13 protein-coding genes are annotated in these 13,846 nt (G+C 63.3%); 3 read left to right on the plus strand and 10 right to left on the minus strand.

From position 1 onward, the window contains the following. The first annotated feature begins 55 nt into the window (after positions 1–55). The 3 genes from ACNEOT_RS23555 (at position 56) to ACNEOT_RS23565 (ending at position 3,117) form a co-directional block, all read left to right on the plus strand. Entirely contained in the window at positions 56–733 is a 678-nt protein-coding gene (locus ACNEOT_RS23555; RefSeq protein ID WP_415977084.1) for a SanA/YdcF family protein, read from the plus strand. Next, positions 730–1,431: a phosphotransferase gene (locus ACNEOT_RS23560; RefSeq protein WP_415977086.1), complete on the plus strand. Its 702-nt coding sequence runs from the start codon at positions 730–732 to the stop codon at positions 1,429–1,431. Before ACNEOT_RS23555 ends, ACNEOT_RS23560 begins: the two co-directional genes overlap by 4 nt. 90 nt (positions 1,432–1,521) lie before the next feature. Then, positions 1,522–3,117: an ABC-F family ATP-binding cassette domain-containing protein gene (locus ACNEOT_RS23565; protein WP_415977087.1), complete on the plus strand. Its 1,596-nt coding sequence runs from the start codon at positions 1,522–1,524 to the stop codon at positions 3,115–3,117. Positions 3,118–3,127: 10 nt separating this feature from the next. Here ACNEOT_RS23565 and ACNEOT_RS23570 read toward each other — a convergent pair whose 3' ends face one another. The 10 genes from ACNEOT_RS23570 to ACNEOT_RS23615 form a co-directional block, all read right to left on the minus strand. Next, entirely contained in the window at positions 3,128–4,744 is a 1,617-nt protein-coding gene (locus ACNEOT_RS23570; protein ID WP_415977088.1) for an AMP-binding protein, read from the minus strand. Between the two features lie 20 nt (positions 4,745–4,764). Then, the gene (locus tag ACNEOT_RS23575; RefSeq protein ID WP_415977089.1) at positions 4,765–5,502 is read right to left on the minus strand and encodes a DUF2786 domain-containing protein; all 738 of its coding nucleotides are present in this window, start codon (positions 5,500–5,502) and stop codon (positions 4,765–4,767) included. Between the two features lie 217 nt (positions 5,503–5,719). Then, positions 5,720–6,067 carry a hypothetical protein gene (locus ACNEOT_RS23580; protein ID WP_415977091.1) on the minus strand — a complete coding sequence of 116 codons (348 nt, stop codon included), beginning with the start codon at positions 6,065–6,067 and terminating at the stop codon, positions 5,720–5,722. 90 nt (positions 6,068–6,157) lie between these two features. Continuing rightward, positions 6,158–6,964, minus strand: a complete 807-nt coding sequence (locus tag ACNEOT_RS23585; RefSeq protein ID WP_415977092.1) for a hypothetical protein — start codon at positions 6,962–6,964, stop codon at positions 6,158–6,160. Positions 6,965–7,169: 205 nt separating this feature from the next. After that, a complete protein-coding gene (locus ACNEOT_RS23590; RefSeq protein WP_415977093.1) occupies positions 7,170–8,768 on the minus strand; it encodes an FAD-dependent oxidoreductase in 1,599 nt (532 codons plus the stop codon). A 30-nt stretch (positions 8,769–8,798) separates the two neighbouring features. Then, positions 8,799–9,836 carry an AurF N-oxygenase family protein gene (locus ACNEOT_RS23595; RefSeq protein ID WP_415977094.1) on the minus strand — a complete coding sequence of 346 codons (1,038 nt, stop codon included), beginning with the start codon at positions 9,834–9,836 and terminating at the stop codon, positions 8,799–8,801. A 92-nt stretch (positions 9,837–9,928) separates the two neighbouring features. Then, positions 9,929–11,230: a T3SS (YopN, CesT) and YbjN peptide-binding chaperone 1 gene (locus ACNEOT_RS23600; RefSeq protein ID WP_415977095.1), complete on the minus strand. Its 1,302-nt coding sequence runs from the start codon at positions 11,228–11,230 to the stop codon at positions 9,929–9,931. Positions 11,231–11,321: 91 nt separating this feature from the next. After that, entirely contained in the window at positions 11,322–12,488 is a 1,167-nt protein-coding gene (locus tag ACNEOT_RS23605; protein WP_415977096.1) for a hypothetical protein, read from the minus strand. Between the two features lie 73 nt (positions 12,489–12,561). Further along, complete coding sequence (locus ACNEOT_RS23610) at positions 12,562–13,149, minus strand: excalibur calcium-binding domain-containing protein (protein WP_415977097.1); 588 nt, start codon at positions 13,147–13,149, stop codon at positions 12,562–12,564. A gap of 289 nt (positions 13,150–13,438) precedes the next feature. Next, positions 13,439–13,789: a VOC family protein gene (locus ACNEOT_RS23615; RefSeq protein WP_415977098.1), complete on the minus strand. Its 351-nt coding sequence runs from the start codon at positions 13,787–13,789 to the stop codon at positions 13,439–13,441. Between the last annotated feature and the right edge of the window lie 57 nt (positions 13,790–13,846).

Below are 13,846 nucleotides of genomic sequence, written 5' to 3' on the forward strand. Positions count from 1 at the left end.
GCACGCCACAATGGTCGGCTAGTTTGAGGTTTCTTTCCGCTGACGAAACGAGATCATGAGTACCGAATCGAAGCCCCGAGGACTGATCGGACGGCTTGTTCGTGCCCTGTGCGCGGTGGTGGCCGCCTTGGTCGCCGTCGTTCTGGCATCAGCCGGTTGGGTCGCCTATTCGACGGCGGGGAAGGTGTACGACATCGACGATGCACCGGACGCGCCGGTGGCCATCGTCCTCGGTGCTCAGGTGCGCGACGGCAAACCGATGCGGTTTCTGGCCGGACGTCTCGACGCCGCCATTACGCTGATGGCGGCCGGGAAGATCAAGGCAATTCTGGTGTCCGGTGACGCAGATGGCAACTCCGGCAACGAGATTCAAGCGATGACCGGCTACCTGATAGAACACGGAATAGATCCTGCCGTGATCATCGGAGACGATCACGGCATCGATACCTACGACACCTGCGCCCGAGCCAAGGAGACGTTCGGCGTAGAACGCGGACTGATCATCAGCCAACGCCTGCACGTATCGAGAGCCGTGGCGTTGTGCGAGGACATGGGCCTCGACGTCGACGGAGTCACGGCCGAGTGCATCGACTGCAATACCCTTGCGGTGGTCCGTAACTACGCGCGAGAGTTGTTGGCGCGCCCCAAAGCGGTACTGGATCTGTGGTCCGGACGCGACCCCGTGGTGGTGTCCCCGCCCGTCGATACGCTCGCGAGCATCACCGAACGATGAGTGTGCCCGACGGCGATATCACCGTCCCGACCGTGGTGCGAGAGTTGGCGGGACCCGACGGTATCGAGCCCGTGTGGTCGAATGAACTGGGCGGGTTGACATTTCGCCTCGGCACCGCGCGCTACGTCAAGTGGATGCCGGCCGAAACCTCGGCCGATCCGGAAGACGAGCGGCGGCGTCTGGACTGGGTGATTCAATACAGCCCAGTGCCGAAAGTAATCGACACCGGTTCGGACGCTACTGGTTCCTGGATGGTGACAGAAGCTCTGCCTTGGGAGAACGCCGTATCCGATCGGTGGATGGGAGACCCGGCCAGCGCGGTCAGAGCGGCGGCGACTGGCCTTCGGGCGTTTCATGACACCGTCCCCGTCGAACAGTGCCCGTTCGATTGGTCGGTGGTCACTCGTATCGGCGATCGCGCCTTGCCGATCGATTCTCCTCCGATCGACAGGCTGGTCGTGTGCCATGGCGACGCCTGCATGCCGAACACGTTGATCGACGACAACGGAGCCTGGGCTGCGCACGTCGACATGGGCACGATGGGGGTCGCCGACCGTTGGGCGGACTTGGCACCCGCCATCTGGAGCATCGAGTACAACTACGGCCGCAGTTACTGCGACGAGTTCTTGACCGCATACGGCGTCGAACTCGATCGCGAACGGCTCGACTACTACCTGTGGCTGTGGGAGTCGACCTGAGCAGCGAATCGGATGGAGCTCGAAGCGCGGTTAGAGTGAGCTAGCCCGGTTCGACCACAGCGAGCCCCATTGCGCAGGAGAAGTGAACGCTTGAGCTGGATTCGCTTGAACGACGTTGCCAAGGGATACGACCAGAAGGTGATGTTGCGTGAGGTGTTCTTCCGCCTCGCCGACGGCGATCGCATCGGTCTGATCGGCCGCAACGGAACGGGCAAGACCACCCTGCTGCAGCTTCTTCTCGGACGGGAGACGCCCGATTCGGGAACCGTCGACGTCACCGAAGGCGCACGAATCGGCTACTTCTCCCAGTTCTCGGAACTCGACGGCGATCGCAGCATTCAAGCGGAACTCGAATCTCTCTTCGGCGCAGTCCACGCAATCGAGACCGAATTGGCCGAGGTCGAGGCGGCACTCGGCGGCGATCTCGACGAGAAACAGATGTACAAGCTGGTCGACCGCCAAGCCGAACTGCTCGACGCCATGGAGAACAGCGGCGGCTGGACCTATCACCAACAGATCGACACGGTGCTCTCCATGCTCGGCTTCAACGCTGAGCGGCGCGAACTGCCCGTCGATCGACTGTCCGGTGGCTGGCGCAACCGCGCGGCACTGGCCAAGATTCTCATCGAAGCGCCCGATGTTCTGCTCCTCGACGAGCCGACCAACTTCCTCGACGTTGCCGGTATCGCCTGGCTCGAACGCTGGTTGCGCGACTTCCGGGGTGCGCTACTCGTCGTCTCACATGACCGCGCGTTCCTCGAGCAGGTGGTCACCAGCATCGTCGAGATCGAGAACCATCATCTGCAGACATACGACGGCAGCTACTCCGAATACGTTCAGCAGAAACAGTTTCGGCTGAAGAACCTCGAGCGCGAATTCAGCAACGAACAACAGCTCCTGGCTTACGAGCAGGAGGCGATCAGCGATCGCAAGGAAGCCGTGAAGAACCCCAGCGGAGTGCTCAAGCGGCGACTGGCGAATATCAAGAAGAGCAAGAGCCCGCGTCCGGTCGACACGGTGGTCACCGCAATCTACGGCGGACTGCACGTGCACGACAACCTCGCGGAGATCTCCGGGATCTCCAAAAGCTATGGCGAGCAACGACTCTTCGAGAACATCTCGTTCACCGTGCACCGCGGTGATCGCATCGCCATCACCGGACCGAACGGATGCGGCAAGACGACCCTCGTCGACATCCTCGTCGGTGCCGAGCAGCCGGACAGCGGCAAGATCAAATGGAAGACCAAAGCGCCGTCGTTCATCTACTACAACCAGGTGCTGGCCGATCTCGATCTCGACGACACCGTCTCGCATTCTGTCAACGCGATGCCAGGCAGCCTCGCTTTGACGGCGACGAAGAAGGAGGTCCATCGCTTCCTGACGCTGCTGCAATTCTCCGAGCTGGATCTCAAATCGAAGATCGGTGTGCTGTCCGGTGGCCAGAAGGCACGAGTTGCCTTGGCGCAGTGCCTGTTGTTCGGCGCAGGGGTGATCGTGCTCGACGAGCCCACCAACCATCTCGATCTGCAGAGCACTCAGGTTCTCGAGCGTGCCCTGATGGCGTTCCCGGGCGCGGTGATCCTGGTGAGCCACGACAGATTCTTCGTCGAGAAGGTGGCATTTCGTCAGCTGTCGTTCGACGGCACGGGCGGCGTCACCGAAATTGCCGGTGTGCAGATGGCGTGACCAGAGTGGGCTACCCGTTGATCTTCGACGAGGACGTGCCCCACTCGGCGTCGCGCAACTCCTTCTTCTTGATTTTGCCGGTGGATGTCTTCGGCAACTCGACGATGAATTCGACGGAACGCGGAGCCTTGTAGGAAGCGATGGCAGATTTCACGTGCGCGACGAGGTCTGCCTCCGACGCCTGCGCGCCCGGTGCCAGGACCACGAATGCCTTGGGTCGCTCGCCCCACTTGTCGTCCGGCACACCGATCACCGCGACATCGGCGACGGCAGGGTGGCTGGCGAGGGCCTGCTCCACCTCGATCGTCGAGATGTTCTCACCGCCGGAGATGACGACGTCCTTGGCGCGATCGAGTAGCTGAACGTAGCCGTCGGGATGCATCACGCCGAGATCTCCCGAATGGAACCACCCGCCCGCGAACGCTTTCGTGGTGCCGGCGGTGTCGTTGTAGTACCCCTTCATGACGTTGTTGCCGCGCATGACGATCTCGCCCATTTCCACTCCGTCGGGTTCGACGTCGATCAATGCTCCACCGGGTCCGGCGGTTTCGCGCACCACGCGCAGTCGATCGGCGGTGAGCATGCCGACTCCTTGCCGAGCCAACCGTCGATCCTGTTCGTCGGCGTCCAGGTCGAGCCATTCCTGTTTCGGCTCACATACCGAATAGGGGCCGTAGGTTTCGGTGAGGCCGTAGACGTGGACGAGAGTTGCCCCCAAGGCCCGAATCTTGCCGATGATCGTCGGGCTCGGGGGAGCTCCGGCCGTGACGATGGTCAGCGGTCGATCCAGTGAATGTGCCTGCGCCGCAGTGGCAAGAGTCGTCAGTACCGTCGGGGCACCGGCGAGGTGGTCGACTCCATCGTCGATGGCCGACCAGATCGCGTCGCCGCGGACCCCGCGCAGGCAGACGTGCGTGCCCGACGCGGCCGTGATCGCCCACGTGGTGCACCATCCGTTGCAGTGGAACATCGGCAGCGTCCACAGGTAGCGAGTGGTGATGTCGAAGCCCTGGTGATGCAGTTCTCCCAGCGAGTTGAGGTAGGCACCGCGGTGGGTGTACATCACGCCCTTGGGCCGACCGGTGGTGCCCGAGGTGTAGTTGATCGTGATGGTCGAGGTCTCGTCATCGACCTCCCACTCCATCGCAACATCTGTGCCGCATTCGAGGAAGGCGTCGTACCGAGTGGTGTGCGGCAACGCTGCATACGTGCCGTCGGCGGCGGGTGTCTCGACGATCTCGCGGACCGAATCAAAGATCGGCTCCGTGCCGAGCCCGGCCAGCAGCTCCGAATCACCCACCAGTAGAACCGAACCGGAGTGATCGCAAATGTAGCGAACTTCGTCCGACGAGAGTCTGGTGTTGATCGCGACCAGAACCGCACCGGCCAGTGGCACCGCATAGTGCGCGAACAACAGCTCCGCCGAGTTGGACGCAATGTAGGCCACGCGATCTCCGTGGCCGACACCCGACGCGCGCAGTGCGTGCGCGAGCCGGGTGACAGCGGCGGCGAACTGCTCGTACGTGAACGTCCTCGGCCCATCCACCACGGCAGTCTTGTCCGGGTGGACCTCCGCGGCGCGTTCGAGGAAGCGAAGGGGAGTCAGCGGAGTATCGAGACCGGTCATGACAGTCAATGTAACCCGCGCTAGGAGGCCAAGTCGGTTGTATCGATGCGCTCGCGCCCACCGGTGATGTCCGCGCGTTCGGCGGCGGCGCGGCCGGCATACGACCCCGCCGCATTGTCGCTGTTGAACCTGATGGTTCTCGTCGACGGATGCCGGGCAGCGACTGCCCGGTCCACGGCTTCGGACCGTTTCGCCATGATGGGCACCAGCGCAGAGCCGTGTTGCCGAGTTGCTGCCGCAGTTGCGCGCTCGCGTGCCTCGGTCAGTCGTTCGCCGATTCGGTGGGCGTACGCGATCAAGAATGCGTTGCGGAAACTGCGGGTCCTCGCCGTCGGCGAATCGGCAACCTCGTCGAGTGCGCGCGCTGATTGGACGAGTAGCGAGGTGTAGAGGAGTTCGCACAGATCGAGATCGACGGGCAGTCCGATGACACTGGCGAGTAGGTACCGCTTCTTCCACAATGTCCTGGCACCGTTGGCATTGCACACGCAGTGCAGCAGAAGCAATTTGGCCTTCGAGTAGGGATTGCTCACCATGATGCGACGAGTGATGACATCGTCGGTCAAGTCGCGGGATCTGCTCGCGTCGAGAAGCGCGCTGTCGATGGCGTACCGCGTCATCAGATCCTGGGCCTTGGCCGAGAATGCCTCGGCCTCGGCCGGGAACTGCGTCGACTCCGCCTTGGCCAGGAGTCCCCTTATCCTGGCGAGCATCTTCGAGTCCGAGACCCGCCCGGTACCGGCCGCTGCTGACTGCACGGTCCATCGACTAGGAGGAGGCAGGAGCTTCTCGATGGGCAAAAGCCATGTCGAACAACCGAGTACGAGCAACAGTGTGTACCAGGATTGCGCGGACGATCGGCGGTTGGTGGCACGCCATCGCTGAATGCGCTCGGCTGTTGTGCCGCCTGCGGACTCGGCTCGCAGCTCGGACAGTTGGTCACGCCAAGCATCCGGAGCGAGGCTGTCGGCGGAGCTAACGCGCTGCGTGTGAGCCCAGGGCTTCCGCCATCACCACTGCGCCGTCGACTCCGGCGAACTGACGCGTGACGTGCACCAGTTCGGCCGGCTGCCAACCGTTCTCGAAAGCCGTGTCGAGAGCACTGTCGAGTATTCCAGTCGCTCGATTGTGCACCGAAACTGCTCTGTTGGTATCTTCCGCAGCGGCCAGGCGTTCCGCGATCAGCCGAGTCATGTCCTTGGTCGACGATCCCAACTGCGCGAAACCTATTCCGCTGTCGAGCAGTTCGTTCGGATCGGAACCCTCGCGCACATTCGTAGCGTGTGCGTATTTGAAAAAACCGTCCAGATCGATACGACTCATCGTCGTCCCCTCCACGTCCCCCGGTGTGACCCCCGAATTTTTCGGTGACTCGCAGAGTAGGGGAGGGGTCCGACAAGTTATTCGAACATGTCAGCGAGGAGAGAGCATCTGCAGCAGTTCCTCGACCGACGGCAGGCCGGGAATGGAGGGGAGGTTCGGAACGGGGTCAGCGGTGGGCGGTGCCGTCAAATCGATGCCGCCGAGACCCGCCATGACGTCGTCGGTCTGAGAGCTGCGCGATCCGTAGGTGTTCGACGCGACGACGAACTCGTCACCGATCGAGGCGGACGCGACGACGCTGGAGCCGTCGTCGGCCCATCCCCACTTGCTCCCCGTCACATCGGCCAGCTGTTGCGTACCCCAGTCCTGCACCGTGCCGTCGGCCGCCACCGGTGCCGCCGAGTTCATCCAGGCGAGAACCGGACTCGCGGGATCGGTTCGCTTCTTTGCGGCCAGGAACCGCACGGTGTCTGCGGTGCTGGTGTAGGAGTCGCCCCAGAACGAACCCCTCGACGTCGAAGTCAGTCCGAATTCACCGGCCGTCGAGGAGATGGCGCGAGGATATTTCGCGTCGAGCACGGAGGCCGCTCCGTCGTCACTGACCTGAATCATGCGGGCGGCGAGATCGCGGTCTCGCGCAGAACCATCGCCGAAGCGTACGACGTAATCGGCCATGTAGAGCTTGACCGTCGACAGTCCTGGGCGAGCGGAATTGTCCTCCGCGCTGCCGACATAGGTTCCCGTCGGCACGTGTTCGTAGGACAACGCGGTTCGGGACGGAACATCGGCGAGGTCGCTCGGTGTGGGCAAGGCATTGGCGGGTGCCGCGCATATCAGCGCCACCGCAATACCGACCATGGGGACAGAAGTCTTCGCGATGCGTCGCAGGGCCGACATCTCGGTCTCCTCGAAGTGTTGGCCCGCCGCTGCTCGGTGGCCGATGCCAACTTGTACCCCGATGGTCGACGCTTCAACCTCACGCCGCCTTCTTCCGCCTCGAGACCCTCGCCACACCTGAATGAATGCGGCTTTGTTGCAGTTGGAGTGACTGGCGGGCGCATTGATCCGCAGCGGGGGAAGGGGGGGTAAAGCGGGCGAGCTGTCAGGAACGGCGGAGCGTCAGCAACTTCTCTTTCGACCGGCGCAGTGGATTACGGCTCGTGCCCGCAGACCAGGTACTCGGCAACTCGATCGGATCCGTCAGGCGGCCGGCGTTGAAATCGTCGACCAGATGGCCGACGGTTTCCTGGGCGCAGGATTTGTTGGTGCCGATGAAGCCGGAAGGTCCTCGTTTGATCCACCCGGTGACGTAGCTGCCGACCGATGTTGGGCCGCCCACTTCTCGGAGTACGCGGCCACCGGCATTGGGGATGATGCCTGCGCGGTCGTCGAACGGCACCCCGGGCAGTGCCACACCGCGGTAACCGATCGAGGTGAGAACCAGCCCCGCGTCGATAATGTCCACGTCACCGGTCGGAACGCTGCGAATCATGTCGTCGCTGTCTGCGGTGAGGCCCATTCGGTCGAACTCGACACCAGTCACGCGATCGGTGCCCAGGATCCTGGTGGGGGAGAGCAGGTAGCGCAATGTGATTCGCTTGCGACCGTCGCTGTGTTCGGGGGATTCGTCGACGTGGCGAAGCAGTTGAAGCTTCTGCGCCACGGCATGGGAAAGATCGTTGGTCCCCGCGAGCCGGACCGTCACCGGATCGAGCGTGAGTTCGCTGCGGTCGATAGCCAGGTCTATATCAGGGACTGTCAGCAACCCGGCGAACTCGGGCACGGTGAATGCGGACTGCGCAACGCCGCGGCGACCGACAACGACCACTTCACGAACGGCGCTGCGGCGCAGTGCTTCCAACGCGTACGGCGCGATGTCGGTCTGGGCGAGCGCATCCGGATCCATCGTCAGGATGCGGGCGACGTCGAGTGCTACGTTGCCGTTACCGATGACGACGACACGCTCGGGCGACAGATCGAATGTGCGGTGAGCGTGATCGGGGTGGCCGTTGTACCAGGCGACGAAGTCCGTTGCCGAACTACGACCGGGTAGTTCGGCACCGGGGATTCCGAGCTCGCGATCCGATGATGCCCCGACTGCATAGATCACGGCGTGATGGGTGTCCATCAATTCGTCGTGGGTGACGTCCTTGCCGACCTCGACGCCGAGGTGGTACGTGAAACCCGTTTGCGCGGAGATCGTTTCGAACAGGAGCGAGACCTGTCGCGTCTTTACATGGTCGGGTGCGACGCCGAGCCGAGCAAGACCGTGCGGTTGCGGAAGCCGATCGTAGACATCGACTTTCACGCCCGGCTGCGTGAGCAGTTCGTCTGCGGCGTACATGGCAGAGGGGCCCGATCCGACGATCGCGACTCGAAGCGGCCGGCGATCCCTCGATACCGTCGCCGCCGGGGTGACCGGTGCCAGGATGGGTCGCGGAGGGCGCTCCTGCTTGTAGAAGTCCGCATTGATCGTCAGGAACGGAAGTTGAGCATCGGTCAGTTTCGCTTGCGGCACAATGGCGTCGACCGGGCAGGCCGAGACGCATGCGCCGCAGTCGACACACGATTGCGGGTCGATGTGAAGCATCTCCGCCGTCAGGAAATCAGGCTCGTCGGGAGTGGGGTGAATGCAATTGACGGGGCATGCGTAAACGCACGACGCGTCGCTGCAACATGATTGGGTGACGACGTGGGGCATGAGAATTCCTGACGGCGGGGAGTGAGAAGGCTATGCGGCGAACTGGCTCGAACTGCGGTCGGGTTCGCTGCGGAACCGCGACGCTTTGCCGTCGATTCCGCACAACTTCCACATCAACCGGGCAGCGCGGTTCATCATGCCGGTATCGGTGGCCAGCATGCGCACATCACCGAAGTAGTCCTGCAGCGCGTGCTGCGACTCCTCTGTGCCCCAGAACAGGTCCTTCTTGACCTGCTTCGGGATGTCGAACTTCGTCCAGAACTTCTTCGGCGGAATCACGATGACGTCGCACAGGATTCGCATCGTGATCGGGAAGGCCAGGGACAGCAGGAACCGTCCGACCTTGGACATCTTGGGGACTCGGCGACGCAGCAGTTGGTGCGCGAACGAGATGTGCCGGGCTTCCTCTGCAACGTGAATTGCCATGACGGACTGCATGATCGGATGAATTTCTTCACCGGACCGCAGGACCGACTTCTGGATGTGGTCGATGGGCTCCTCGCCCGCGAGCACGCCGACGAAGAACAACTCGGGCAGCAGCGTCGCGAACAGCGGGATGAACGGCGAGAGCATCTTCATGGGCCGACTCATGCCGGGGGCGTCGGAATCGACGCGGTTGACCATCTCCTGAAACATCAGGGTGTGATTGCACTCTTCGATGGATTCGTGGGTGCAGTAGCGCGCCTCGGCCGAGCCGTTGGGCAGCGAGAACACGTACTGCATCATGCCGCGAATCAGGATGTTCTCGAACTGCAGACCGACCTTCGCCACGTTGGCCTGACGCCACATGCCGATCTCGATCTGCTTCTCGAGCGGAAGTGCTCGGTACCACGCGTGGCCGCCGATCGGGTCCGTCTTCGACGGGAGTACCCAGCGGGGATCGTTTGCGGGCACCGCGAACTTCTCGGACTCCCAGTCGATGTCGACGTACGGATCGAAGTGCTTGTGCACAGAACCCTCGGACAGCAAGGTGAGGGTCTCGATGTACTGCTGTTCATCTGCGGCGTCGGTATCGACCGAAACGGCTCCGGAATCAGAACCCGCGACGGTGCCTGTCGTCAGTGTCATGGCTTCTCCAAACGAAGTGCGAACATAGAGTTAATGTAACCCCAGTTAACACGAAAGGGAAGCGTGTTGGGAAACTCACGTTCGGATGCCGTCTACTGATCGTCCGAACGCTCGTCGGATACTTCTGCCACCTCGTCGGTCTCGAACAGTTGCAGCTGGATCGCAGACGGATCGACCACAGGCGTGACCTGCTCGGGGGTGCGGCGCAGCACCTCGCGGAGCGCGGCTACGGCGCGGCCCCAGTTGACGGCTTCTCGATCCGCTTCGTCGACGTCGCAGTGCTCGTCGCCCAGATCCGCAGCAACGGCCATCCCACGCCACGACGCCTCCTGCTCGGCGCTGATGCGCAGATAGGAGACGACGACGTCGCGATCGGAGGCGCAACAGGTGAGAACTGTGTCCGGATCCAGGGGTTCTTCGGACCCGGCGACGAGTTCGACCAAGTCGAGCAGACCGTCCGGAAAGTCGTCCGCGTCGACCGGCGGCGGCGTCGGCTCTCCGAGTGCGCCGCCGAAATCCTCCGCGAACTTCTCGTCGACTTGCTCCCACACGTGGCTGAGCATCCGCACCGCCCACAGCAGGTGATCGGCGACGAACGGTGACCCGCTGACCCGTACCTGCGCCACGATGCAGTCCTGAACCAGGTGAAGCATCACGTCGGGTAGCTGAAGATTGAGATCGACCAGCAACTCGGCTGCGCGGGTTCGGCCGGACACGGCGTGGACCAGAGTCGAATTGATCTCGACGACTGGCTCGGTGGGCTTGACCGACACGTACGCGGTGCCGTTGACGAAACGCAGCGGGATGTCGCCGTCGGGGTCGTGATCGGGCGGAAAGCCGAACCATGGTTCGAGTGCACGATCGACGAGTTGCTGCAGGTGTTCCTTCCCTTTGGGCTGTACGCACAGTGGGACGACGGTCGGGTCGGTCTCGACGGCGGTGGCGTCGAAACTCGGGACGTCGTAGCGGCCGGTCGCCCGTGAGCCCAGGAAGGACGGATGGGGAAGACCCCAGATGTCGCGGAACACCGCGACGGTCTTCTTCGCCAGATCATCGGACCACGATCGGTTGCGATCCACGTGCGGTGCCGTCGGCTCGGAATCCACCGACATACGAAAACCCAATGCGGCCAGAGCTTCCCGCTGCTCGGCCGTGATGGCGCGGCTACTGTGCAGGTGCTCGTTCGCCGGAATCTCGCAGCGGACCATATCGAGATCCCACGCATAGAACTGCACGCACGCTGCGGTGTCCGGAACGCCGTCGGTGCTGTCGTATCGCGACTCGATGACCAGCGCATCACCGTCACGCATGGAGCAGACGTAATCGCCGAGTCTGCGCTGGAACTGCATCCAGGCAGCGTCGACGTCGAAGTCGAACTCGAGTGAATCGCTCATGTCGGCTCCTTACCCAGATCGCGCTGACGTAACGCACTGTCGGCCACGCTAGCGGCGACCACCGACAAGGTCTCGGTGTTCGCGAGGGCGGTCACGACGACGCCGGATCCGGGGCCGAACTGTAGAGCGGGTCGTCCTGCGAGTCCTCGTCGATCACACCGAACGGCTGGGCCTCGGCAACACCGTCCAACACCGCCGGACGCAACGCGTGCGGAACGGCGAGTACCTCCTCGATCCTGACGAGGATGCCCTGCTCGATGAGGGATCGAACACGATGGTCGATCAACTGCGCCGTACGCAGGTCCTCGCCTTCGAGATCGGCGTAGTCCTCGCCCTCGTTGTTGATCGGTAGCTCGTCGGTCATCGCCGCCAGGAGCGTCTGCACCGCGAACGTGTTGGCCAGCGACCGTGACACATCCGGGTCGCCGGCATCTCCGGAGAGTTGCACTCGAACATGTTCGGCAACCAACTCGTGCACGGTCTCGGCTTCGCGGCCGGCCAGCGAATGGGCACTGTCTCCCGGCCTGGCGGTGTCACCGTCGATGCGAATCAGTTCGGTGGCAATGGCCGTCGACCAGTAGTCGACCGCGGCACCCACACCGGGCTGGGTTGGATCGAGCAGGGCCGAACCGACGGCGCGCTGCAGGTCGGCGTCCTCGCCCACGGCCAGTCCGTCGGCCACTCGCGCGACGATCTCGTCGAGGGCTGGTAGAAGCGGCAGCGCCGAAATCGCGGCGAGTTCCTGGGCCAGGGAAACGTCGGGCAGGTCGATGTCGTCGGCGTCGAGCATGTCGGGCTCGTCGCCCTCGAGGAAGTCCGAGAGGTCTTCCATGCAGTGCGCGTAATCCTCGGGGCTGCCGTCCCACAGGTCGGTCTCGTCCAGGAATGTCAGGAACTGCAATGACGTGAGAACGAGATTGACTGCCGTGTCCTCCGCGGTCTCGGACTCTTCCTGCAGAATGCGTTCGGCCGCATCGACCAGCAGGTGGGCATCGGCGGGAAGCCAGGCACTCGGGGAGAAGCCGGGGCGCGCACCGGAGAGTTGAGTCAGCGTCGACGATACGAGCCGCGCGATGGCCTCCGACTGTTCCGACATCTCGCTCTCGTCCAGCCACTCGACGAACCCGTCGATCAGGTCGGCAATTCGTTCGGTGTCGACACCGGTCGGGGCCGGTCGGGATTGCTGGTGACGCCGTTGCCGGGCCTTGGTCTTTTCTGCACGTTTCTGTCCGCGGTTGGCAGGCCGCTTCGATCCCATGCGTGTCAGCTTATCTGCTGGCATGTCCGGTTTCGACGAACTGTGCCCCCAGCCGAGAGGGGACGTGACGAAATCAGGTGTCGCAGCCGATCCCGTCCTTGTCGCGGTCTAGCTTCAGGCTGTACCCAGGCTCGCCTGCGTAGATCGGTGCTGCACCAGCGGCTCGCACAGCGTCGCAGTTTGCATACGAAACCACGGGAGGCACGTCGACCAACGGCGCGGGAGCGGTGTAGACGGGTTCGGGTATGTACACGGGCTCGGGTGTGTAGACGGGCTCGGGGACGTATACGGGTTCGGGCTCTGGCAGCGGGATGTACTCCGATGTCGTAGGCACCGCGACGACAGCGGCGACGGACTCGGTCGTGGGTGCCGCGGTGGTCGTCGTGGTCGGTGCAGGGGTGGTTGTCGACGGCGGCACGGTGGTCGTCGTGACGGTCGGCAAGGCGGGCACGGCAGCGACCGGGGCCACGGCAGGGGCCTCGGGTTCGGTGGTGGTGGTCAGTCCCATGAAGATCAGGGCCGGGAGGACGGCGATGGCCGGTACTGCCCAGGGCTTGCGGCCCCGCTCGGGTGACGAGCGCAGATACGCGACGCCGGCCCCGACCAGCAACGCGCCGACCAGTACCGCACCGAACTCGAGCGAGACCAGGGCTCCGATCAAAAAGATGGCACCGAAAATGATTGCGACCCAAGCAAATAACTTCCCGAACAGGGGGCGGCGAGGCGTGTGTGGCTCAAGTGCCGGGCGCTGAAAGGGTGGCGGGTAGGCGCTGGTCATGTCGAGGGTCCGTTCGGGTCGCGAGAGGTGTCGATGTCGCGGCCGAGATGTCACCCGCGAGACCGGAAGCAACCGTCTCGTTCTATTCGAACCGGTCGGTCGCATTTCCGTTCACCATGTCGCACCGACCGGGTTCGTCGTTACATCCCGTAGTAGAATGCCAACCGCCCGATCAGTAGTGCTCGCGGAAGCTGCCGATTGCTGTGATGGAGTTGCCGTCCGGATCGGAGACCGTCGACAGGCGGACTCCCTTGTTGGCGTCGGCGATGTCACTGAAATTCACGCCGCGTGTACGAGCGGTATCGACGAACAGTTCGAGATCGGCGACGGCAACGTTGAACATCGACGAGCCTGCCCGCTGGGGGTCGACGGTCACCTGGACCCACGCACCGGGAGCCACCTGCCACTCCACCAGTCCGGGCATCGGATTGTTGTCGGCCCGGCGATCGAACAACCGCTCGTACCAATCTCGCGCCGTGTCGATATCTCGTACCGCAACCACAGCAAAAACGTGCTCGAACATTCCGTTCTCCTTCGCGTAGTTCGACTTCGCAGATACTGACCCGCGTCGACTGCTCGA

It is taken from the genome of Rhodococcus sp. 077-4 (assembly GCF_047782425.1).
In the GTDB taxonomy this organism is placed as follows: domain Bacteria; phylum Actinomycetota; class Actinomycetes; order Mycobacteriales; family Mycobacteriaceae; genus Rhodococcoides.